The following is a 24,901-nucleotide window of genomic DNA, read 5'->3' on the forward strand; positions in this document are numbered from 1 at the left end:
TACTTTTGCAGAAAAGTGTTGTAATATGGCTAAACATCCTCTTTGGAAAGATGAATACTGGCTTTTGCTATTGCAATTATACCAGAAAAAGCCAATGGGCGTTAAACCTCTCTATTCGAAAGGCATGGTCAATCTGGCTCTGGAGTTGCATATTGCCCCAGAAGTTCTCCACGAACAGATGTTCAAACTCAGAATGGTCACCCCACGCATCAAGAGGCTTTGGGATAAATATGGAGACAACCCTAAAAAGTTGGCTCGTGATATCCATTTGCTCAAGAAAATGGAAGGATGTGGAAATGCAACACAATTCTATCAGGGGGTTTCCATCAGGGAATCATTCGAGCACGACTGGGAACCTATCGAAGCCGAGCCTTCGCTCACTCCCGTCAAGCTGATTATCATCCTCGATCTTTATTTCCAACTCACACCAATCACCATGGTGCCGGAAACACCTGAAATCATTGATCTTGCCAAACTCATCAAAACCAGCACGAAAGTGATAGTAGAGGCCATGAATGTGTTCCAAATTTGCGACCCATATCTCAACAGAAACGATGTGGTGATCAGCCATCTGATAGACGCATGCAGCAAAATCTGGCAGCGATATGGAAACGGAAATCCTGATAAACTCTACAAACTGGCATTGGAACTGAAAGAATACTTCAAGTAAGATAGGAAAAATACTTCTAATAAGAAGATATAACTTTTTAAGTAACTTGGAAAGAACTTATTTAAAAGACACGAAACATGACTCAAAAACTCATTCAGACACAGGAGCAGAAACTACAACAGCTCCAGCGACTCTCCGCCCAACAGATGTTGCAGGTGAAGATGCTGGAGATGCCGCTCAACGAACTGGAGGATAATATCAATGCCGAACTGGATGATAATCCTGCCTTGGAAACTGAGAATCCGGACGATGCACTCATGGGAGAGGGCAACGAAGACCGTTCGGCTCTGGATGATTCAGACAACAGTAATGACGATGAATTTGGAGACGATGCCTACGAAGCACAGTCGGAAAAAGAAGAAAGAAAGGACGAACTGGATCAGGCATTGGAAAGTATCGGAAAAGACGACCAGATGCCCGACTACAATACTGACAGATATAATACGCAGAACGCCGACTACGAGGAAATGGTTTATGGCGATACAACTTCCTTCTACGATAAGTTGAAGGAACAGATGGACATGCAGATACTCACGGATAAAGAAAAGCAAATCATGGAGTATCTGATTGGTTCGCTGGATGAAGACGGATTGCTCCGCAAAGACCTGGACAGCATCTGCGATGAGCTCATCATCTACCATAATATTGATGTAAGCGAAAAGGAAATTGAGCATGTGCTCCACAAACTCCAGTCGTTCGATCCTGCCGGTGTGGGCGGAAGAAGCCTACAGGAATGCTTGCTGCTGCAAGTAAAAAGACTGCCTAAGGGAGTGCTGCGCAAAACCATGGAGGAAGTATTCGAGGATTATTTCGACGAATTTACCAAGAAACATTGGGATAAAATCAAGTCTGGACTGGAACTCAACGAAACCCAGTTGGAGACACTCAAGGACGAGATACGCAAGTTGAATCCTAAGCCGGGCGCATCGCTTGGCGAGACTGACGGACGAAACATGCAGCAGATCAACCCCGACTTCATCGTAGATACAGCCGATGACGGAACCATTACATTCACGCTCAACCGAGGCAATATGCCAGAGCTGACTGTATCTCCTTCCTTCACCGACATGATAGAAACCTACAAAAAGCACAAGGATCAGATGAGCCGGAAAGACAAGGAAGCCCTGCTCTATGCCAAGGAGAAAGTAGATAAGGCCCAAGGATTTATCGAAGCCATCAAGCAGCGCCGACATACGCTCATCATCACCATGAAGGCTATCATCGACATCCAGAGGCAGTTCTTCCTGGATGGTGACGAGGCTGACCTCAAGCCGATGATTCTCAAGGATGTAGCAGAAAGAACGAAACTTGACATCAGTACCATTTCACGAGTAAGAATCGAGAAATATGTACAGACCAAATGGGGCATATTCCCACTCAAGTTCTTCTTTACAGACAGCTATACCACCGAAGACGGCGAGGAACTGTCAACACGCAAGATCAAGATTGCCCTCCAGCATCTCATCGAAAACGAGGATAAGAAGAAACCTCTCAGCGATGATGCTATTTCCAAGGTCATGAAGGAAAAGGGATTCCCTATTGCACGACGCACCGTGGCTAAATACAGAGAGCAGTTAGGCATCCCGGTAGCACGATTGAGAAAATAAATTCAGGAAAATATACAAAAGGTTACATACAACATAGTTTGTTATGAAAGAGAAAAATATCATATTGGCGGCACGCATCATGAGCATGATCTTCACCCCTTTCTACCTGCCATTGGTAGGACTGGTGGCTCTGTTTCTGTTCAGCTATATGTCGCTGCTGCCATTGGCATATAAGTTGCCGATGCTGCTCACGGTGTATATCTCCACCATCCTCATGCCCTCCCTGCTGATACACCTATACCGCAGGTTTCAGGGATGGACCTCCAAGGAATTGGGCAGGAAAGAGCGCCGCATCGTACCCTACCTGATATCAATCCTGTGCTATTTTGGCTGTTTCTTTCTGATGGAATACCGCAACACACCGAGAGTAATCAGCATTATCCTGGTAGCGGCATTGGTGATACAGATGGTATGCGCACTCATCAATGTATGGTGGAAGATCTCCACCCACACGGCAGCCATCGGAGGAGTGGCAGGAGGACTGGTAGTCTATTCGATTGCCTTTTCCTTCAATCCTATCTGGTGGCTGGCATTCGTCATCCTGCTGGCAGGCATGGTGGGTACTGCCCGCATGATTCTCCGTCAGCATACGTTGGCGCAGGTGGTAGCCGGATTTCTCGTTGGAGTAGTGTGCGCTCTCTTTATTATATAAGTAAGGTGAGCATTCATTAGATGATAGAACAAAAAATCATTAATATTAAATATAAAAGCAAATGAAACCATTAGTTAGCATTATCATGGGCAGTACCAGTGACCTGCCTGTTATGGAAAAAGCATGTAAGTGGTTGAATGACAACCAGATTCCTTTTGAGGTAAATGCCCTCTCTGCTCACCGCACTCCAGATGCAGTAGCAGCATTTGCCAAAGGAGCTAAAGACCGTGGTGTGAAGGTTATCATCGCCGCTGCAGGTATGGCAGCTGCCCTTCCTGGCGTGATAGCAGCAGAAACACCGCTGCCAGTTATCGGTGTGCCTATCAAGGGTATGCTCGATGGTCTGGATGCCATGCTCAGTATCATTCAGATGCCTCCTGGCATTCCTATCGCCACAGTAGGTGTCAACGCAGCTCAGAACGCAGCTATCCTGGCTGCAGAGATGATTGCATTGGGAGACGAGGAAGTGGCAGAGAAGGTGCAGGCATGGAAGGCTGGTCTGGATGTAAAGATCGAGAAGGCCAACAAGGAGCTGCATGAAATCAAATACGATTATAAATGTAACTAATATATCCTGATATGCCCCTTCCCTGGGGCATATCTCATCTTATACATTATGGTAGATTTATTCAATTATACCCGACGCACTTCTTCTGTTGCCCATGTCGGAGGACTTGACTTAGGCGGTAACAATCCTATCCGCATCCAGTCGATGACCACTACCAATACCAATGATACCGAGGCTTGTGTACGTCAGGCAGAGGAAATCATCAAGGCTGGTGGCGAACTGGTGCGCTTTACCACCCAGGGCTCCCGCGAGGCTGAAAACATGAAGAATATCAATGCGGGAATCCGTGCCGATGGTTTCAACACTCCGCTCGTGGCTGACATCCACTTCAATCCGAATGTGGCTGATGTAGCTGCACTCTATTGCGAAAAGGTGCGTATCAACCCAGGCAACTACGTGGATCCTGCCCGCAAGTTTATCAAGCAGGAATATACCGACGAGGAATATGCCCACGAACTCCAGAAGATTGAGGAACGATTCGTTCCTTTCCTCAATATCTGCAAGGAGAACCATACTGCTATCCGCATCGGCGTAAACCATGGTTCGCTCTCCGACCGCATCCGCAACCGTTATGGCGATACTCCGGAAGGCATCGTAGAGAGTTGCATGGAGTTTCTTCGCATCTGCAAGAAAGAGAATTTCCACGATGTGGTCATCAGTATCAAGTCATCCAATACCGTGGTGATGGTGCGCTCTATGCGTCTCTTAGTGGATGAGATGGAGAAGGAAGGAATGAACTACCCTCTTCACCTGGGCGTTACCGAAGCCGGCGAAGGTGAAGATGGAAGAATCAAGAGTGCCGTGGGCATCGGTGCGCTTCTGGCTGATGGCATCGGTGATACCGTGAGAGTAAGTCTGAGCGAGGAACCTGCGGCTGAGATTCCTGTAGCCCGCCATCTGGTGGATTATATCGGAAAGAAACAGGGGCAGCTGATGATTCCTGCTACGGCTTGTCCTTCTTTCGACTGGTTGCACCCTACTCGCCGGGAAACCGAGGCTGTGGGCAATATCGGTGGCACTCAAGTGCCTGTAGTCATCAGCAACCGTATCAATGGCGAGAGTACGATTTGTGAGAATAAGGATGCCCAACCCGACTATATTTATATAGGTGGAAAGATGCCTAAGCAGTTTGTGCCGGGACAGAGCTATATCGTAGATTACAATGTCTATGAGACCCTCAACTGTAAGCCGGAGACTACGGGTGCCAAACTCTATCCTATCTTCCCTGCTATGGCTATGCCGTTCATCGCCAGCATCAAGGCAGACATCAAGTTCCTCACGCTCCAGTTTGGTACTCCTGCCGAAGAATACATCGCTTGCTTGAAGAATCATCCGGAGGTGGTAGTCATCTGCGTCAGCAATCACCAGAACCGTTTGGGCGACCAGCGCGCCTTGGTTCATGAGATGATGAATGCCGGCTTGAAGAACCCTGTTGTCTTTGCGCAGATGTACCAGCACAGCAAGGAAGAGAAGAGCGACTTCCAGTTGGAGGCTGCTGCCGACATGGGTGCGCTGATGATAGATGGTCTGACCGATGGTATCTGGTTGATGAACAATGGCGACATCCCTGCCCAGACCATTGATGAGACTGCTTTTGGAATACTTCAAGCAGCTCGTCTGCGTACCAGCAAGACCGAGTATATCAGTTGTCCTGGTTGCGGAAGAACCCTCTACGATCTCCGCGAAACCATTGCCAAGATCAAGGAGGCCACCAAGCACCTGAAGGGTCTGAAGATTGGCATCATGGGCTGCATCGTGAATGGTCCTGGCGAAATGGCAGATGCCGACTATGGCTATGTGGGCGCCGGTCCAAACAAGGTAAGCCTCTACCGCAAGCAGGTTTGCATAGAGAAGAATATCCCGCAAGAAGTGGCAGTAGAGCATCTGCTTGCCCTCATTGATGCGGATAAGAAATAAAGATGATATAAATCGAATTTACAAACAGCCGTGTTTAACACGGATTGTACTTCATAGATTAAAATTGAACTCTTGAAGTCCTCGGTGCGAGATGCATCGGGGATTTTTTTGTGTACTTCTACATTTATATCAGGGCTGCCTTTGAACTGAACATCCATGGGATTCTTATTTCTTCACCAGAACCTCCTTCTCTTCATAACGGTCGAAGCCGATGCTCATATCAGCACCATGCGCCCGAAAGATGGAGATATTCTCATGAGGCTTTTGCCCGTCAGATGATGAGCAGCTACTGGTTTGGCGATGTAGAAGACTACAAGCGTTTTTCTGGCGATACCTTGCGTGAATACAAGCGTTACTTCTCCGACTACGACTACACGCAATGGGATAATGATGAGTTTCTGGAGCAGAAGCAGCTGTTCGGCATGACCAAATGGTCGAACTCTCTCTGCCAGAAATTTCAGAAGCTATGCCAGGAAATGGAGCAAGCCATCGTGGGGTGGAAATACTTATAACCTCTTGATTTCCAAAATAATATTAAAGTTCACAAGTTTGTGGTCCACAAACTTGTGAACTGTATTTTTTTTGCGTACTTTTGCATCAGAAATCAAGACTAAAGGCATTATGGGCTGCATCGTGAATGGTTCTGGCGAAATGGCAGATGCCGACTATAGCTATGTGGGCGCCGGTCCAAACAAGATAAGCCTCTACCGCAAGCAGGTTTGCGTAGAGAAGAATATCCCGCAAGAAGTGGCAGTAGAGCATCTGCTTGCCCTCATTGATGCGGATAAGAAATAAAGATCGCGAATTCAACAAGCATCAAACAATTATGGAGTTACTGACTTTCATTTTCTCAATCGCCCTGGCAATCGAGCTGGGCATAGCGATTTGGTTCAACACGGAGTCTGACCAGAAATGGATAAACAACCTTTAATGTGTTAGACAGAGCGAAAAGAATAACCGCTGTTGTCATGTGCTATTCGGTTAGTGTTTGCACTTTATGTGCTGTACGTCCTCAGCGGAAACCTATCGTTGTTATGTGCTATTAAGTTAGTTTTTGTCTCTTCAATGAGGCTGGACGTGACAGGTAGGCCTACCCTCGATGCCTTGGCATCGAGGGTTTTATTATGTTCTCAATCTTTTTCGAAAAATACGCTAAAATCTGCAGAATAGCTTAAAATGGGCAATCTATGATGATTTTACCTCAATGGAGACTATGATTTAACAACATTCTGCATGCATTTATCATCAAACAACACTCTTTGGCTGCAAAAATACTAAAAAGAAGTAATTTACAAGCCAAGATTGTTATAAAAACATTAAAAACAATGGCAAATATCAGCAAATCTTTTGCTTATTCGCATTTTTGCAATATATTTGCAGCGAAAATAAATAAAAAACATGATGTAAGAGACTTGCATCTTCTCAGACTAAATATGTAAAGAAATTAACAGATAAAATCATATAGAATAAAGATGAAGGAATTAGTGGGTATTATATTATTGACAGTTTTGGTAGTATTTGGTTCACGCAACTCCAATACAGATGTGTCTCTTGTGGGAACATCTCCGAAACTATTTGATGTATGCCAAGTAAGCACAGGTAATCCTGACTATAGAAATAAAGAGTTGTTTATAAACGAATTGAAAAGAAAATGTAAATATCCTATTGAGTTTCAAAAAAATAATTTGGAGGCATACGTTGCTATTGAGTACAAGACAGACCAACGAGGATATATTGTAAAAAAAAGAGTAGCTATTTGCGACAATAAAAAATTCAAAAAGATAACATTGGAAATATTCAATCAAGTTAAAACTCTCAAAATAGCCACAACAGAGAAAATAGATACAATCTACTTCCAATACAAGATACAAGGTTCACCAACTTTAATCCATTCAAAAGTAGATGTCAAGATTATCGGCTATGGCTACAATAATAAATCAATTTTAATGAAGTAACTTGATTTATCATAATAAATAAACACATCTGAATTTTCATCAACCCCAATTAAAACAATAGCATGACTTCACCTCAAATCCACAACTAAGCCCTTCAACGTCCTTCTTGTGTGTACACGTCCTCTCATTACTGAATTATCAGATAAATTGAGGCTGAAGCACCCACTTCTGCCTACAATATCCCCTTACGCCCGCAATGCGACTTGAGACAATACGCATATCATACCCATAAGTTATAGGCGTTATCCTAAGAAACCACTGTTCATATCACCGAAGATACGTTCCTTTCATCAGTTTCTTTATCGTTCTGAGAATAGTGTCAGAGCGATAAAGGGGCTAACGCAAGAAAATATTTCATACACATCAGATACTGGTAAGAACTACGATTTCAATACGGCTGACACTCTCAATACTTTACTACTCAATTGTATGTTTGCATCTGGCCAACTGAAAGAGGGTGAGAAGTATGATGCAAAGCCTACATACAAGAAGTTCTCGCTCTACAAAGACATCTTTGCTCTCATAGGTTGGAAAACAAAGGTAATCAATGGCATTGTGTTTGAATTGAACTCTATCCTTGTTGAGAAGTGGAAGGGTAAAGCATATCGGCTGTTTTTCACAAAAGTTATACGACCGGTTTACTCATGTGATGCCTCTCCATCCATTCACTTTAGCGGAAACAGAGAAATTGTGTACCAGTAAGCAGCCAGAAAGATTAAGTGTTCGCGCAGCTCTATAAAAGCCAAAAGCACGACCATCTTCTCAGATAGCCGTGCCAATAATATTTTTCAAAACCACTGTTTTGCAAGAGAGAGATTGTATTTATTTCTTCAATAATTCATCAATAAGCTTAGAAGTCTCTGGACTTGATGGGCGAGGAGCATCAGCCTTGATAATCTTTCCTTCACGATCAAGCAAGATGAAACGAGGAATACCATTAATAAGATATTTTTTCATAAACTCATCTTTGTTGCCCATGTGCAACTGGATGCCCTTCATATCTCCTTTCTGGATTCGTTTTTCCCAAGCCTGCTTGTTTTGGTCGCAGGACAAACCGACGAAGTAGATGTCCTTACCAACGTATGCCTCCTCCAACTTGGTCATATAAGGAAGTTCACCACGACAAGGGCCACACCAGGTTGCCCATACGTCAATATAGACATACTTGCCTTTTAGAGACTCCAAGGAAACCATTTTACCATTGATATCAGGACAATTGAAAGATGGAGAAGGATTACCAGCTCTTAAAGTTTCCCATTGCTTGCACAAATTGTCAAACTTCTCTATATTCTTGGCATCTGTTACATTCTTGTGGAAGTATGCAATTACTTCATCATTTCCAGCCAATCCAGAACCAGAAACCACACCATAAAGATAAGCATTAGTTACATAAGATTTCACTTGAGCATCTGCAACATGAGCATCCATGAAGTTCATAAATTCTTGTTTTCTATCACCACCCTTAAAAACCTGACACAAAATAGAATTCGTGATAAACTCTCCGTATTCAGGATATTCAAACAAACTACCATCCATAACTGCCAATTCCTTCAACTTGGTATAATAGGCAGCAGAAGGCACAAATGACTCTAATTTATGAATATAAGGATAATATGACTTATATAAAGGGAACTTAGAATAAGACTGCAATTTCAAATGTTCTTGTTCTTTCTTAGTGAATTTAGCAGGTAAACCCGCCTTTTTCAATAAGGCCAAGTTAGCCTCATATACACTATCATTACTCTTGATAAAAGCAGCCTCATCCTTGCCAAAATCATTAAAGCCAAGAAATGCAAAGCGAGTTTTCAACAAATAGTTATTGACAGATGCCAAATCACCAGTACAATTGAAAACACGAGATTCTGTATCATAATCTACAGTCAGATCTTTATCAGACTCCAGATATAAATTACGACTGAAAGATTTACCATAACGTACCTGTACGTACTGTGGAGTGAAACCATCCTTTTTTACAGTAACTACACCATTCACTACATCTACATCCATTATTTCATTGGATGCACACCAAGTCAACTTCAACTTTGCTCCTTCCTCTGGATGAGCAATTTTAAAAGTATAAGTTCCTGCGTGCATTGACATAGCGGCAAGCCATGTCAATGCAATACTAAATATTCTTTTGCTAATCATTTATTGATATTATTAGTTGTATTACTTTGCAAATTGAAAACCATCAAGACAGAACCAAGCAGGTGTACGCATTTTACCATTTTCATCCTTATCAGAGGAATCTAAATAGAATACTACCTTATCAACAGTACCCAAAGCCGTAAGATCCATCTTCATCCAATCAGCTACTACATAATCCCAAGTAGGATGGTCTGCGTTATGTCCTTTCTTGCAAGCCAAGTCGAAACTAACACTTCCTGTTTCACTACCAGCAAGGTAACCCTTAGCTGTAACTATGAAATAGTCATTTTCCCCAAACTTCTTTACACCGCCTTCAACGTATGTATGCCAAATTCCCTTTGGTTTGCTGGGAATATTAGGATTTTGCATAGGCTTTTCCGCTGTTCCGTATGTATCACCACAAGTCATAGCAAGATAATCCCATGTTGTATTAGATACAAGAATGTACTCAATCTTCTTTGGCTTGTCCAAAGTAAAGTAAGCATCATCACCATTGATATGGCAAACCAAATATGTACCTGTATTATTAGGCTTGGTTGACCAAACACTATAGCGCATAGAGTCAACAGCTGTCTCGTCACCTCCCCACGTGAAAGAGCGCAAAGAACGATTACTATAACAGAAACCACCTGCCAATTGTTTACCAGCCTTCACTGTATTGAAATTCATACCCGCAACAGAGAACCCATTGTCAGGAATGACATGAGAGAAACGAGTTGGAATCTCTAATTCCGAAAAAGTGATATTATCGGCATGAGGAATGACCAAATCCATATCATCACTACATGACGCCATCAATCCTCCAAAGAGAACTAACATACTAAATATAATCTTCTTCATTGTCTTATCTTATTACTTATTTTTATTATTCAAGTCCAGGATTTTGCTCTATAACATTGCTATGAGCATGAATCTCATCATCAGGAATAGGCCAGCAATACTGATTCTCACTGAAATTGACTTCTGGCTTTAATGTATAAATCCATGGTTTTCCATCATGCTCGAAACGTAAAGATGCAAACCAAGGGGTTTCATTCTCCATGAACAAAGCCACTACGTATTCCTTGAAAATCGCATCCATCAATTCCTGATGTGTACTGATACCTGTGACAGGTTCCATTACAGGATTGGTGTATTTGGCTCTCATCTCATTCAGAGGAGCCAAAGCACCCTGAATATCAGAAGGATTAGTTCGAGCCAACAATTCAGCTTTCATCAAATATAACTCGGCATAACGCATAGGATAAGTAGCATACATATCATTCTTTCCTGCATAGCGGCCGCGATGATAAAGCTTGGTCAAGATATTATCTTTAGTACTGGTATCCCATGTTTCTGGAGCACGAGCAGTACCAAAAGTTACATCATGGCGTGCATCATTATCAAGCCATTCCTGAACCAAATCCGTAAACTTATTGCTATAATAGAAGCCGTATGAGTACATAAATTCATAACCAGAAATACCATAATAAGAATCCGTATTATCACCCAAATAATGTGAGAAACAGTTTTCCTTGGAATTCCAGCCATTTTCGTAAAGTTTAGCCAAATCGGTTTCCATCTGCCAACCAGAATTGTTTGCCAATAATTCGTTGACCAATGTCAAAGCTTTAGCATAATCTCCTTCCCATCCACGAACCAGCAACAACTTTGCATGCATAGCCTTGGCAAAGAGTTTATTCATACGATATGCAGTGGTATAATCTGGAGCATTCTGTTCTGCAAACTCTAAATCATCAAGAATATATTGATAACTCTCACCTACTGTACTTCTGCCTACCATCAAGTTAGACAATTCAGAAGTCTGGTCACGATAGATGATACCGTATGGAGAATCAGCCTTGTCAAACCAATGTCCATAGAGCCACAATAATTCCAAATTACAATAGCCACGAAAACAACGAGCCTCGCCTAAGAGTGAGTTTTTGTCAGCTACAGAAGGAAAACTACTATCATCCAACTTGTTTATACCATTGATGGCAGCATTACAAGTATTAATAATATCATATAACTGAGACCATTGACTGGCAGTAGCACTTGAACTCTGCTTATAGCTCATAGAATACATCTCATTGCTATATGTCCAAAATCCAGCCATGCACTGAAGGTAAGAATACAAATATCCTCCCAGATTAGAACCGCCAGTCTCATATACACCATAAATGCCGTTTACAGCATTTTTTGCACCAGAATAATCCAAGACTGCATTATCTGTAGTCAAGGAATGCTTTGGAGTTTCTGTAAGATAGTCATCACAAGCTGTAAAGCACAAACTTCCAGCCAGCAACAAACTGAATATTTTAATTTTCTTCATTGTTTCTTTATTTAATCGTTACTTTCACGCCTACATTAAATGTCTTTGCAGAAGGATAAGTACTATAATCTGTACCATATCCATACAATCCCGCACCAGCATTGAAGTTACCCTGAGGATCCATGCCTGGATACTTCGTTATGGTAAACAAGTTGGTTGCCTGGAATGTCAACTCTATTCCTTTAACCACAGACTTACGGAACCATTCCACAGGGAACTTGTAAGAGAGGTTTAAGGCACTCAGACGCATATAAGAAGCATCATGCAACCAGCGGTTTGTAAATACACTATTCTGACCCATACCATAGTGAGTTACTACAGGATACTTTGGATTGTTATTGCCAACCATTGTATAGCTATCTTTCACTATATTCAATGTATTATACGCATTGGTACCGCCAAATGTAGAAGCTTCATCACTCCAATAACGCTGACCACCTATAGAATAGGTAAATGTCAAATTACACATCAAGCCTTTCCAATACAATGTAGTGCCAAAACCTCCAAACATATCAGGAATGGCATCACCTATATAAGTACGGTCACCATCAGCAGTAATCTTTCCGTCACCATCAAGATCGACAACATAAACATCACCTACATTTTCTGTCCATGAAGTAACACGATAGTTGGTTGGTTTTCCTGTAGAAGGATCAATTGGTTTACATGCCCAAACTTCCTCGCCATTTTCATACAAACGACCTGCATCTACATATCCATAAAAACGACCTAACTTGCCGCCTTCCTCTATCTTGTAGTTGGCATAGGCTGTACCACCCAAGTACTTGGCAACTCCATTCAATTTCTCCAAGATTCCACGGTTATGAGCTGCATTGAAGTTGACCTCCCAAGTCATATCATGATTCTTGATGATATCTGCAGTAATATCGAATTCTATACCAGTATTACTAATGGCACCTATATTCTGGTCAGCAGAGGAGAAACCTGAAGAAATCGGAACAGGACGATTTGTTATCAAGTTATCAACATACTTACGATACCAACCAAACGAACCACGGATACGGTCATCCAAGAAACCATAGTCAAGACCTATATCCGTCTGTGTCTGAGATTCCCACTGCAAAGTGTTATTACCCAAAGTTGATGGATAAGTTCCAGGCTGCTTATTGAACATATTAGAACCCATATAACTGGTAAAGTCATAATAGCCTAAGTTCTGAGAACCTGTCAAACCATAAGAAGCTCTCAACTTCAAATAACTTACGACATCTTTCAGAGGTTTCATAAACTCCTCTTCAGTCATAATCCAACCTGCAGCTACTGAAGGGAAATAACCCCAACGGTTATCCTTACCAAAGCGAGAAGAACCATCAGTACGGAAAGTACCTGTTAATAAATATCTGTCGTTATACTTATATTGAGCACGAGCAAAGACTGAAACCAAAGAAGCAGCACTCTTGTTACTATTCATCTTACTTCTATTGGCAGCACTACCTAAGTTGGTCAAAATGTCATCATCAGGGTAGTTTGTACCAGAAGCTGACATATAATCAGTAGATATATGTTCTACGGAATGACCCAACATAGCTTGCAAGTCATGCTTGCCCATAGTTTTATAGAAAGTCAACAAGTTATCCCATACTATCGTATAGTTTTGTGTATCACTCTGAGTTCCTGAGTTTGTGCCAGAATCATAATAACGGCGTGTGAAACTCTCTGACTTGGCATTGCCATACTGGGCATTCAAAGTGGTACGGAATTTCAAAAATTTGAAGATGTTATACTCCAAGAAACCAGATGCATTGATATTTCTGGAAACACTATAATTCAAATCCTTCAATTCTACAAGAGGATTCTTTGTATAGTAGTCAATCGTATTGATAGTACCATCTTCGTTGTAAGCAGGATAATCAGGGCGCATTTTAATCAGGCGATAAATCATATTATCCTTCTGATTAGCACTACGGGAAGAAGCATCCATATTCATACCAAATTTCAACTTGTCAGAAACCATTGACTCAAAGTTGAAACGTCCACCAAAGGTTCGTGAATTACTACCCTTGACAATACCATCCTGATCCTTATAACTAACAGATGCATAGTAAGAGGTCTTAGGAGAACCACCACGAATAGAAACATTATAGTTTTGGACAGCAGCACTTTGGGTCATCATATCCCAATAGTTATCATGACCATTATAATAAGCATTTGGCAACCATAAGTTATCTATATCAGTCATATCCCATTGACTGGTATTAATCAGGTTGAACTTATCCAAATCCATGTATTTTCTATTAAAATAGGTCATGCCACCATTACGAAAAGCCTCCAACAAATTTGCTTTCTTTGAATAAGTCTTATACTCCTCGGCATTCAAAGTCTTCATATCGTTGGAATTAAGTTCCTGCCAACCATAACGAGCATTGAACTCGATGGTAGGTTTCATACCTTCAGAACCCGTTTTCGTAGTAACAATAACAACACCATTAGCTGCACGAGAACCATAAATAGCTGTAGCAGAAGCATCCTTCAAAATATCAATACTCTGTACATCGTTCAAATCCAAATTATACAAAGTATTGCTTACATCACCTGAAATACTGGCTGAATACTGTGGCACACCATCAATCACCCACAAAGGCTGACCATCGCCAGAAAGAGAAGACTGTCCACGGATAACCAAAGAAACAGGAGAAGTAGGAGAAGCATTGGAAATCATGACATTGACACCAGCAGCCTTACCTTGAATCATACTGGCAATATTAGAAGTCATTGGAGCCATCTCCACATCTTTCTCAGAAAGACGAGATACAGAACCTGTTAAATCTTTAGCCTTAGCTGTTCCATAACCAATAACTACAACCTCATCAAGCAACTGTTTATCATCGCTCAATGTAACTGTAATATTGCTAACGTTCTTACGACAATTAACAAAATAAGAAGAAGTTTTCATACCAAGAAACGAAACCAACAAGGTCTCACCCTTACCTTGGTCAAGATTCATCGTAAAATTACCGTTGAAATCAGTAACTGTACCTATACCCTTCTTGCCTTGCAACGTAACAGTTGCAGCAGGAATCGGATCACCCTTATCATCAAGCACACGACCAGAAATCGTAACCTTTGCAGCCTGTCCTACAGTAGAATTCGGAGAGATAACTTTGACAGAAATGACACCATTGTTTTGCGTATAGGTCACAGGGAGACCAGCTAACACTTGCTTCAATGCACTCTCAATGCTATTGGCTTTCACATTAGCATTCACTTTGTAGGCATCAAGATCCTCATAAGAGAAAATAATCTTGGTACTAAATCTCTCTTCCAACTCTTTCAATACCGAAGTCAAAGGCTTGGAACTGATCATTTGCTCATACTTCACACCATTAGTCTGGGCTACAGCGTAACTACCTGTATAACCAGACACCAGCAATGCCAAGCATGTAGAAAACAGAATTCTCTTCTTTCTCATAACAGCATTTTATTATTAATTAATGAATATTATTTCTCTTTTATATGCCATTATGACGTGCCATTATCGAAACAGGGTACCCTAATTGAAAGAAAATTCGCCTAAAAAGTTCTATTTTGTAACTTTTTAGGCGATATTCTTAATTATTTCAACGATACAAATGGTAAAATTTGAATAACTATGCAATATAAAACATGTCTCAGAAGACATCTTCCTTTATCACTACTTTAGAAGCGAATTTAAGAGACGGACATGACTATAGAAACGGTAATTACTCTATAACTATCACATTATCCTGAAGCTTGACATTAACCTCAGAACTCTCATTGAGCAACTTAAGAGCATTCTCTAAACTATCCTTTATATTGCACATATAATGGAAATGCTTGTTGAGCAATTGCTCGTCACGACAAACTATATTCACATCATATACTCGTCCCAACTGCTGTAAAATGGTACGCAAAGAAGCATTGTCGAAATACAAGACGCCATCCTTCCAACTCGTAAAGTCTTTAGGGTTGACATTCTGAACCATGACCTTGCCATTTTCTATATAAGCATCTTGTTTTGGGGAAATTCTCACCTTGCTCTGGTCAAGAGATACCTCCACAGAACCTTGTACCAAAGTGACATGTACATCCTCATTGTTATAACAACGAAGATTAAATTCTGTACCTAATACCTTGGTTGAAACGGAATGAGTCTTGATAATAAAAGGAAGATTAGCATCATGGTGTACTTTGAAATATCCCTCACCATAAAACTCTACATTACGATTGTCTTTACCAAAATTCTCTGGATATTTCAGGATACTCTTTGAATTAAGACATACTTCTGTGCCATCAGGCAAAGTAACAGTCTTCTGCTCTCCTGCTTTAATCTCAATCGTTTTTACTGATTCTGATGCAGATACTTCATGAGATTGTGGAGATTCTATCTTAGCAATTTGATTTTCTACTGAATCCTTGACTTCCGCCATCGGTTTTTGACCCGGCTGCTGATGATTCCAGATCATCAAGACTACAATCAGCAGAATAGCTGCAGCACAGGCTGCAATATAACGTAACAAAGTCTTGAATATCGGATGGCTCTCAGATTCTTCCTCCTCATATTCTTCGTCCATCTTATCTTTACTGAACTTATCCCATGCAGCATTCACATCAGGAACAGGTCCAAATTGGCGATTAGCGGCTTCGTCCAAATCCAGTATATCGCACAAGGTCTCCATGCCCACCTCGGATTCGAGTTGTGCATCTGAATGCTGAAGCATATCCTCTACAGAATCGTCCATTGCATCTAAGACTTGCTGTTTTATATCTTTTTCTTCTTTCATTGGAATCTTTTTTCTTTTAAAACGAAGTTTCAAGAAAATATGGTACCTTTAACGTCTTAATATTTCGTTAGAATAAGTTAAGTTTAGTAAAACTCAGCATCTTTGAATTTTTGCCGCATATAACTGAGTGCCTGCATGATATGTTTTTTCACGGCACTCTCGCTGATATCCAACTCCGCCGCGACCTCTCGGTATTTCTTATGCTCCACATAACAGAGTTGTACAATCTGTTGGGTTCGTGGAGTCAACTCAGTTAAAGCACCCATTATCGCCTTTATTTTCTCTTCATGAACATCCCAATGGTCATAAACAGAATTGACCACCATTTCTGTTTCCTTCATACTCGCCAATACATAACGAGAACGAATATCCTGCCTACGAATATAGTCTAAGCTGACATTCTTTACTGTGGTCAACAGATAGGAAGAAATATTATCAACATCTTGATACCGGACTCTTTTCCAAACCAGTTCGAAAGCATCGGATACAACATCCTTGCTTGCCTCGTCATCATGCAAGATGCGCAAGGCAAGATAGTAGGCTTTGGAATAATTGTCCTTAAATAATTTTTCAAAGCTCTGTCTATCCATTCTCTCTCAATAATTTATCTCCCTTACAAATAAAGAAAATACAGTTTTACCCAATACTATAATGAGTAAGACTGTATTTTTTTTATATTTTCTCCACTTCTTACTTCACGATAGAAGTAACAGGATTTCTAACGCCCTTCATACCAATGAGGAAGGCCTTGGCACTACCAAACTTCAGGAACATGTCCAGACGTACGGGTACATGATTTTCATCATCAGTAATGTAGAAATCGACGATGCGCTTATACTTGCCCTTCTCATACTCCTGATAAGCCAGACGCAAACAACGATACTTCACACCATTGTCGGCCTTGATGGTTTCTCTGCCCGCAAACTTAATCTGGGCAGGAGTACGGCCATCGCCATCCACAATCGGGAACTTGACTACATAACCCTTCTTCCAGTTGGCAGGATCGAAACTACGGGCACGGAGGAAGATGTTCAGCATGTCAAATACGCAATCATCATAGCTGACCTTCTTCCAGGAATGAGAACCGTCATTGTGCTTACGATGCATCTTGACATGACACTTGCCGCCAGAATAGCTGTAGAAATCCTCATCTACCGTATATCGCTTGCCCTCACGAGCTCCCTTGCGGAAATACATCGGAGACATATCGGTACCCGTATAGCTCAAAAGCGTATCACGAAGGACAAAGAAATCATCTACCTTGTGATTTCCTCTCGTCACCAATGAGGTGCGATAAGCGGGCTTGCCATTCTTGGTACTCTGCACAATAGACATGCTGGCTGTACCAGCCTTCACCCACACAAACTTCCAGTTGTAATACAAATTGTAAGTGAGAAACTCACCCGACTTGAAGGCTGTATTACGGAAAGTACACTGGGCAGACACTGTAGTGCTGACCATCAGCAATAATACTGCTATCCACAATGACTTCATTCTTTTCATAGTTCATCATATTTTAGGAATGTATTGTATGCCAAGTTTCTTGGCACGCTCTACATTCTGGTTCTTTACTTTCTTCTCCTTGTCTGGCTTCTGCTTGGTGATGGCACCTGGCTTCTGGTGTGACAATGGTTTCTCCTTAGGATCCCAAGATTCCGTGACATCCCACTTCGCCTTACATTCGATAGCTCCAGGATAGTAATATACTTCTTCTGCCTGCTGGTCTTCATCATAACAGCCCGTATCCCACTTGCCGTTATTGTTGCGGTCCACTATCAGGCGCAAGTAATATTTCTGTGGCTTCAGATAATAAAATTCTGCCACACCATTGATGGCCTTCATTTCCTTGACTACCTGATCCTGACCATTGAGCAACTGTACAAGCAGCGGTTCGTCAGTCAAACTGGTGATATTGACCAGAAGAGTACCATACTCATCCAGCGAAGATACCTTGAATCCCTGTTTGATAGCCTTGGTAGCCAATCCGTAGATGTCTTCGAATGCCGCAGAATCCACTTCCAGACTATATTCGATATTCGGACGCCATTCGCCTCGCAACTCATATTCCCTCAATTTATTCGGAACCGGTTTAAACTCGAAAGGTGCCCGATACCAGAGCGTATCATGCTTGGCATAAAGATGAATGCCTGCCGTATCTACCTTTGAGAGAGGCGTAGGGAACGTAAATCGGATGTTCTTATCCGGATCCAACTGGGATGAGACGCCCACCTGCACTTCCAATGGCTTGAGAGGCATGATGGAATCATAAGGCTCCCCTTTCTTCTTGAGTTTTTCCTGTTTCTTGGTCCAGTCTTCCAGTTCCTTATTGAGCTGTTTCTGTCGCTTGGCGTATGGAGTCTTTGCCAATATCTCCAATGTATCAAGCTTATCCACCAATACGCCGGTACTGTCGGTCATGCGATAAGCCAATTCCATCCGCAGCGTGTCCTGATTGACCAACGCAGTATCTTTCAACCAGTAAGTAAGGGTATCCTTCTTCTCTACTGCCTCCAGCAGGAAAGCATCTTTCTCATTGAAATTCAGACCCTTGATGGTAGGCAGGATGCTATCTCCATAACTGAAGAAGAGAGAGAAATTGTTGGGCTCCTTGCGCTCTGACTTCAGAAAATAGCGGTCGGTAAGCGTTTCGGTGAATGCTCTCAGCACGATATCGTCTGGATAGAAATGGGTGTAATCCACCTGGGCGATAGATTTGATATGAAGGGTATCTATCCAAGTGGTATCCTGTCTGACGTCCGGCTTGCAGGAAGGTACGATGATGTCATGAGAGAAAGCTAATTTCTCGCTTTTCTGATTGAACATATAGTTGCCATCCATATCCTGCAAGGCATAGATGCGATAAGAGCCTGGTGCAATACCCTTCACTACGAAACGGCCACGGCTATCCGTACGGCTCACTCGGAGCATCGGCTTGGTCTTGAATGCAGAATCAGCCTGATCGCTATACAGACCCACCAAAATACCCTTGATGGGTTCCAGATTTTCTGCTTCGAGCACATATCCGGATACTTCCATGGTGTCGATAGCCTCGCCCGTAGAAAAACTATAGGTGAAGTTACCCATCGGATTGTTCTCATTGTTATCGCTGATAGCATCAGAGAAATCGATGGTATAAGTCGTATTCGGCTTCAGGGAATCGACCAGAGAGACGGTGATTTTCTTACCCGCAGCCTTGATTTCTGGAGCCTCCAACTGAGGTGGAGACACGATGACTTTCTCAGAAGGATTGTCGAGCTTGATAAACTCATCGAAGTAGATGCTTACTTTCTTGCTCTTCACCCCTACTCCGCCATCTGCCGGGTCGGCACCTATCACCTTAGGCGGAGTTTCATCATACCATCCTCCGTCTGGCTGTCCCATCTTGGCACAGGAAACCAAAAGCAGAAAAGCAAGCAGATAGAGAGGCAAAAACAGAGTTTTTTCCTTCTGGCTGTTTCCAACTAAAAAATCTAATATCTTCTTCATTATTCTTACCTTTCTGCTAATTATTCTTATCCTTTAATATATCATAAACTTCCGGATGAAGCCATGATCTACTGATTCATCTGGAGCATCTCGTCGATATTCTTACGGCTGTTGCTCAGACGAGGTATCTTATGCTGTCCACCCAACTTGCCCTTGCTCTTGAGCCAGTCGTTGAAGAGATTAGGACGGGCCTTCACAATCTCCAGATGCTGGAGGGTAACATCGTGGAAGCGCTTTGCCTCATAATCACTGTTGATTTCCTGCAGATGCTGATCCAGCAATGTGGCAAACTCATCGAGACTTGCCGGTTCCTTAGAGAACTCTATCAGCCACTGATGGCGGCACTTCGCATTACTGTCCATAAACACAGGTGCTGCCGTGTATTCTGCCACCTGGGCTCCTGTCTTATCACAAGCATACTTCAGTCCCTTCTCGGCATTGTCCATAATCAGTTCTTCGCCAAAGGCATTGATGAAATACTTGGTACGACCCGTGATGACAAACTTATATGGATTCTTGCTGGTAAACATGACTGTATCACCAATGAGATAGCGCCACAATCCACAGGAAGTAGTAATAACCATCGCATAGTTCTTGCCTATCTCCACTCCCTGCAATGGCACTACGGTAGGATTGTCGGTACCAAATTCATCCATCGGGATAAATTCATAGAAGACATCATAATCCACCATGAGCGACATGGAAGGGTCTGACGGATCATCCTGCAAACCGAAGAATCCTTCGCTGGCATTATAGGTTTCCATATAATGCATGTTAGGAGAAGTAATGAGCTGCTCATACTGCTGGCGATAAGGAGTAAAAGCGATACCGCCATGGAAGAAGACCTCCAGATTAGGCCATACCTCCTCCAGATGCTTCTTGCCGGAAAGTTCCATCACACGAACCAATACGCTGAGCATCCAACTTGGAACACCCGAGATATTGGTTACGTTCTTATTCATCGTTTCACGGGCAATGCGGTCGCGTTTCACCTCGAAATCGCTCAGAAGAGCTGTCTGCTTCTTAGGAACACGTACCAGATTGGCAAGTGGATTGATATTTTCGATGAGGATGGCACTCAGGTCTCCCACCAGACTTCCCTCTACATTATAATTAGGTGAATGGCTACCGCCGAGAATCAGACTCTTGCCATCAAACAGTTTACTTTTCGGATTATTACGGAGATAATATGCCACAGCATCAAAGCCACCGGCATAGTGGATGCCATGCAATCCGTCTCGTGAAACAGGGATAAACTTACTCTTGTCATTGGTAGTACCAGACGACTTAGCATACCATTTCACGGTTCCAGGCCAGAGAACATCCTGCTCTCCGTGGCGCATACGGTCGATATCCCCTTTCAGTTCCTCATAGGAATTGACAGGTACATTTTTTGCGAATTTCTCGTAACTATCAGTCGTATTTAGTAGATGCTTAACGCCATATTCTGTATTTTTGCCCTTATTGATAAGGTGCATGAGTACTTTATGCTGCATATGTTCTGCATCATAAAGGTACTTCTCCAACTCCTTTTGGCGAGGTTTGAAGACGTTGCTTACTATACTTGTTAAACTCATATATGATATTAATATCTTTTGAGTTGCAAAATTAACCTAAACTTTTCATATAGAGAAAGTTTTTACTATTTTTAATATTAAATATATGACTTTAAAAAGAAAAGAAGAATGACTAAGGCTCGGAATTCGCACTTTTTATTCGTAATATAGCTTATTTTTCTTCAAGTCAATATAAAAATTCCCCTTAAAGAACGACCCATTGATACTGCCAAAACTGTTTTTAATAGAGATATTTTTCATGATGGGAATAAAATGATTAGGAAAATACTTAGTACCTATCTTTAACTTATCATATCTGATGGCTTTATAGCTATCCAAATAGTCATTATAAACATCTATCAGTTTCACCTTCGTTTGTCTGCAAAACTCATCCAGACACTTACTTGGATAAAACTCTATCAACTCTGCATTACTCAGATACAGCCTCATGTTTCCTTCCAAGTTCCACATTTTTCCATTCTGTCGGATAGTTATTGGCACCTTTATTACAATTGAAGGATAGACAGAAAGGATGTCAAACTTGCTTAACTTTGTAGTATCCACGGCATTCATATCCACAAAAGCCAACTTTTGCTCAGCAAAATTAAGATTGATAACGTTTTTGGTAGAGTCGGAAAAGTTGCAGAGGTTTTGCACATCAAGTTTTGCAGTAAACGGATAAGAATTTTCCAGCACGAAGATATTTCCAACAAAGCAAACATTCCCCACATTGAATTTTCCCACAAAAATATTCTTCACAAGATACTTTTTTCTAAAACATTCTATAGACCGCACCTTCAACTTGGACTTTGCAAAAGAGTGGTCAGGAAACAGTTCATTGAAGTCATGCTCCTTGATATAAAAACCAGCATCTCCAGTAGTTATCAAAATATCATTAAGTTTCGTGCCATTGATTGGCGCACTTATATAATACCAGCTTTTCTTAGATTCTTTCTGATACACTCTAAACTCTGTCTGTGCCTTCAGGCATATGCTGAACAAACAGACTAACAATAATATAATACTACGCATAGTTGATATGATTTTAATTAGTTATCTTATCCTAATTTCCCCTTTCTTTGTTGGATGTTTTTTATTTTTTTTCAATTCTTCTTTATACTTCTGTATAATAGAGCGAAGTTGTTTTTGAGATTTTGTTTTAATAAGCATTAAACCACCCATACGAGGATAGAAATACTTCAATATTTTCGGATCTTTTACTATATCAACAGACTCTATATCATCTTTTGAAATGCTATCCAAAGATAGAACTTCCACCCCATCAACCAAATAGACAGGAATATTAAAAGAAACTGAATCTTTCGAATTTTCTTTTTGAGCAAAAGAAAACAAATAAAAGAAACAAGCAAAACATACCAGCAATAACTTTTTCATATTCTATTTTTTAGCAATATTTTTATAACGAAAAAAATGTTAGTTAGCATAATGCTATCAATTTAGTACTATAAACTATGCATTATATCTCCTCACTATTGTTAGTTTGATATAATTCCCTTTAGGTATAGGTATAATACCTTTCAACCTTTTCTTTTTTATTTTATCTATAATTTTAACTATTTTTCTTACAGAAAGAATATTATCAGCTTCTTTATAACTGACAATTTCTACCATAATAGTCTTATAACTTTCATCTATATAGAAAGCAAAAAGTAAATTGCATTGATTTTCAGATAAGAGTTTTTTCTCATGCTGAGAGAGAAGCTTATTTACTGTATTTAAAACCTCATTACGGAATTTTATTTCATCAACCCTATTTCTAAAAGCAGAAAAGTCAACAGACTTTGGTTTTATTTTATTAGTAAGTTCCAAATCTTTCAACTTATAAAACTCACCTATATGATGATAAGAATATCGCTTATTCTTTACGATTTCTTTATTCAAACATTTTTTTTCCAGTTTATACTTTTCTGAAATAACTTCTGTTTGAGCAACACCTGTTAGTGGATAAACTAACATAAGTAGTAGTAATAACTTTTTTATTAACTGTCTCATATACTTAACTTTTATTATTGAATAATCTTCTAATAGTATGTCTTAGACATGATTGGCAAAGTACAGAATAGAAGTACCCCACCAAATAAAAGTCGATTGATTTTATTCATTTTTATATTGTTTATAATTCGAGTGCAAATATATAAAACTTTTTGCAAACAATACTCAACAATCAAAAATAATAATTTACTGAAAATTTACAAATAATTAAAAATTACTGATACTCAGGTAGTTTTGAAATATTTTACTGAAATTTTAAAATGATAATTTAGACCAAAGAAAGAATAAATTTATCGAAATCTTTAGCCGTTCCATCTTTTCCACACACTTTTTCCAACATCCTTTTTCTGGAAAGTGAAACTCCAGAATTTGATAATCCTACAAGATTACTTATAGAAGATGGTGAAATATGAAGTCTTATTAATAGACAAATATGATATTCTTTTTCCGTTAGACGATTTTTAAGCATTTGTGGAAAAGACGGTATTAATTGCTCTATAAAGTCACTTAACTCTATCCAATCCTCATTTGATAATTTCTCTTTTGGATGTAATGTTATAAATTGTATTTTTCTAAATATTGCTGAATTTTGTAAAATAATATCAGTATCAGTAAGTAATGAACCTGAGAATTTTTCACGAATATCTTTTATTGTATTTTTTAAGTTCATTATAACTTCTTCCTTTTGTTGTATTACTTCTAATTCATTAAGGTCTTTAACTCGCTGCAATTCTCTTTGATTTGATTGAAGTTTTAACAAACTATCATTATATAATTGCTGAATAAGAGATATTCTATGATTTTTTTTATTCATCTGCAATTTATAGATAAAAATAGAGAGACAAAACAGAATGATACTACACAATATAACAACATAAATGACCATAATTCTTTTCTCGGATTTCTGTTCTGCTACCATAGCAAGTCTTTTGTTTCTGCTATAATCATACATAGCTTGTAGCTGATGCAATTGTGTTTTTCTTACTCGAACTAAATCAGAATCATTATATTCAGAACTTAGCAAAGCATACTTTGTTGCTAAATCTGGTTGATTGGTCAAAGCATAATATTGAGCTAATCCCTTAGCAGAAACGGCCAAATTGTTATAAGATTTACTTTGTTCAACCTCAAATCCGCAACCTATAGGGTTTAGTGGGATTTTGCTTGCAAAGCGACAAAATTCATTTTATTGTACATATTTCTTGCACAACAGAAATGTCGCAGACACAAAATCCCCTTACCCCATAAAGCG

General features: G+C 40.5%; 20 protein-coding genes and 2 pseudogenes. 9 read left to right on the forward strand and 13 right to left on the reverse strand.

Annotation, left to right across the window (positions count from 1 at the left end; all coding sequences use genetic code 11):
* Positions 1-25: 25 nt before the first annotated feature.
* From EXN75_RS01855 to EXN75_RS01895, 9 genes and pseudogenes are all read left to right on the forward strand, one after another.
* Positions 26-670, forward strand: a complete 645-nt coding sequence (locus EXN75_RS01855; protein ID WP_118120025.1) for a hypothetical protein — start codon at positions 26-28, stop codon at positions 668-670.
* Positions 671-747: 77 nt separating this feature from the next.
* Positions 748-2,277: an RNA polymerase factor sigma-54 gene (gene rpoN / locus EXN75_RS01860; RefSeq protein ID WP_118120023.1), complete on the forward strand. Its 1,530-nt coding sequence runs from the start codon at positions 748-750 to the stop codon at positions 2,275-2,277.
* A 43-nt stretch (positions 2,278-2,320) separates the two neighbouring features.
* On the forward strand, positions 2,321-2,929 hold the full coding sequence (locus tag EXN75_RS01865; protein ID WP_118120021.1) for a phosphatase PAP2 family protein: 609 nt from the start codon (positions 2,321-2,323) through the stop codon (positions 2,927-2,929).
* Positions 2,930-2,990: 61 nt separating this feature from the next.
* Positions 2,991-3,497, forward strand: a complete 507-nt coding sequence (purE, locus tag EXN75_RS01870; protein ID WP_134842571.1) for a 5-(carboxyamino)imidazole ribonucleotide mutase — start codon at positions 2,991-2,993, stop codon at positions 3,495-3,497.
* A gap of 48 nt (positions 3,498-3,545) precedes the next feature.
* The gene (locus EXN75_RS01875; RefSeq protein ID WP_134842572.1) at positions 3,546-5,414 is read left to right on the forward strand and encodes a 4-hydroxy-3-methylbut-2-en-1-yl diphosphate synthase; all 1,869 of its coding nucleotides are present in this window, start codon (positions 3,546-3,548) and stop codon (positions 5,412-5,414) included.
* A gap of 110 nt (positions 5,415-5,524) precedes the next feature.
* On the forward strand, positions 5,525-5,926 hold the full coding sequence (locus EXN75_RS01880; RefSeq protein ID WP_134842573.1) for a hypothetical protein: 402 nt from the start codon (positions 5,525-5,527) through the stop codon (positions 5,924-5,926).
* A 103-nt stretch (positions 5,927-6,029) separates the two neighbouring features.
* A pseudogene (locus EXN75_RS01885) lies at positions 6,030-6,209 on the forward strand (flavodoxin-dependent (E)-4-hydroxy-3-methylbut-2-enyl-diphosphate synthase); the annotation flags it as partial.
* A gap of 677 nt (positions 6,210-6,886) precedes the next feature.
* On the forward strand, positions 6,887-7,369 hold the full coding sequence (locus tag EXN75_RS01890) for an energy transducer TonB (protein WP_134842574.1): 483 nt from the start codon (positions 6,887-6,889) through the stop codon (positions 7,367-7,369).
* 306 nt (positions 7,370-7,675) lie between these two features.
* Positions 7,676-7,981, forward strand: a pseudogene (locus EXN75_RS01895) (IS1380 family transposase); the annotation flags it as partial.
* A 210-nt stretch (positions 7,982-8,191) separates the two neighbouring features.
* On the opposite strand, the gene EXN75_RS01900 reads toward EXN75_RS01895, so the two are convergent.
* The 13 genes from EXN75_RS01900 to EXN75_RS01960 form a co-directional block, all read right to left on the reverse strand.
* Complete coding sequence (locus EXN75_RS01900) at positions 8,192-9,517, reverse strand: TlpA family protein disulfide reductase (RefSeq protein WP_134842575.1); 1,326 nt, start codon at positions 9,515-9,517, stop codon at positions 8,192-8,194.
* 21 nt (positions 9,518-9,538) lie between these two features.
* The gene (locus tag EXN75_RS01905; protein ID WP_134842576.1) at positions 9,539-10,357 is read right to left on the reverse strand and encodes a DUF4465 domain-containing protein; all 819 of its coding nucleotides are present in this window, start codon (positions 10,355-10,357) and stop codon (positions 9,539-9,541) included.
* A gap of 25 nt (positions 10,358-10,382) precedes the next feature.
* Positions 10,383-11,831: a RagB/SusD family nutrient uptake outer membrane protein gene (locus EXN75_RS01910; protein ID WP_134842577.1), complete on the reverse strand. Its 1,449-nt coding sequence runs from the start codon at positions 11,829-11,831 to the stop codon at positions 10,383-10,385.
* Between the two features lie 7 nt (positions 11,832-11,838).
* Complete coding sequence (locus tag EXN75_RS01915) at positions 11,839-15,261, reverse strand: TonB-dependent receptor (protein WP_134842578.1); 3,423 nt, start codon at positions 15,259-15,261, stop codon at positions 11,839-11,841.
* Positions 15,262-15,532: 271 nt separating this feature from the next.
* Entirely contained in the window at positions 15,533-16,594 is a 1,062-nt protein-coding gene (locus tag EXN75_RS01920) for a FecR family protein (RefSeq protein ID WP_134842579.1), read from the reverse strand.
* A gap of 83 nt (positions 16,595-16,677) precedes the next feature.
* Positions 16,678-17,184: an RNA polymerase sigma factor gene (locus EXN75_RS01925; RefSeq protein ID WP_134842580.1), complete on the reverse strand. Its 507-nt coding sequence runs from the start codon at positions 17,182-17,184 to the stop codon at positions 16,678-16,680.
* A 100-nt stretch (positions 17,185-17,284) separates the two neighbouring features.
* Positions 17,285-18,097, reverse strand: a complete 813-nt coding sequence (locus EXN75_RS01930; RefSeq protein ID WP_118115906.1) for a DUF3108 domain-containing protein — start codon at positions 18,095-18,097, stop codon at positions 17,285-17,287.
* 6 nt (positions 18,098-18,103) lie between these two features.
* Complete coding sequence (locus EXN75_RS01935) at positions 18,104-20,080, reverse strand: Ig-like domain-containing domain (RefSeq protein ID WP_134842581.1); 1,977 nt, start codon at positions 20,078-20,080, stop codon at positions 18,104-18,106.
* A 68-nt stretch (positions 20,081-20,148) separates the two neighbouring features.
* Positions 20,149-21,657 carry a GH3 auxin-responsive promoter family protein gene (locus tag EXN75_RS01940; protein ID WP_022109730.1) on the reverse strand — a complete coding sequence of 503 codons (1,509 nt, stop codon included), beginning with the start codon at positions 21,655-21,657 and terminating at the stop codon, positions 20,149-20,151.
* Between the two features lie 135 nt (positions 21,658-21,792).
* Positions 21,793-22,395, reverse strand: coding sequence for a hypothetical protein (locus EXN75_RS01945; RefSeq protein ID WP_134842582.1), 603 nt, complete (start codon positions 22,393-22,395; stop codon positions 21,793-21,795).
* Positions 22,396-22,689: 294 nt separating this feature from the next.
* On the reverse strand, positions 22,690-23,031 hold the full coding sequence (locus EXN75_RS01950; RefSeq protein WP_118115914.1) for a hypothetical protein: 342 nt from the start codon (positions 23,029-23,031) through the stop codon (positions 22,690-22,692).
* A gap of 75 nt (positions 23,032-23,106) precedes the next feature.
* Positions 23,107-23,649, reverse strand: a complete 543-nt coding sequence (locus EXN75_RS01955) for a hypothetical protein (protein WP_134842583.1) — start codon at positions 23,647-23,649, stop codon at positions 23,107-23,109.
* A gap of 268 nt (positions 23,650-23,917) precedes the next feature.
* Positions 23,918-24,748 carry a hypothetical protein gene (locus EXN75_RS01960; RefSeq protein WP_134842584.1) on the reverse strand — a complete coding sequence of 277 codons (831 nt, stop codon included), beginning with the start codon at positions 24,746-24,748 and terminating at the stop codon, positions 23,918-23,920.
* Positions 24,749-24,901 lie beyond the last annotated feature (153 nt).

Origin of the sequence: Segatella hominis (genome assembly GCF_004535825.1) — a bacterium.
Taxonomy (GTDB): Bacteria; Bacteroidota; Bacteroidia; order Bacteroidales; family Bacteroidaceae; genus Prevotella; species Prevotella hominis.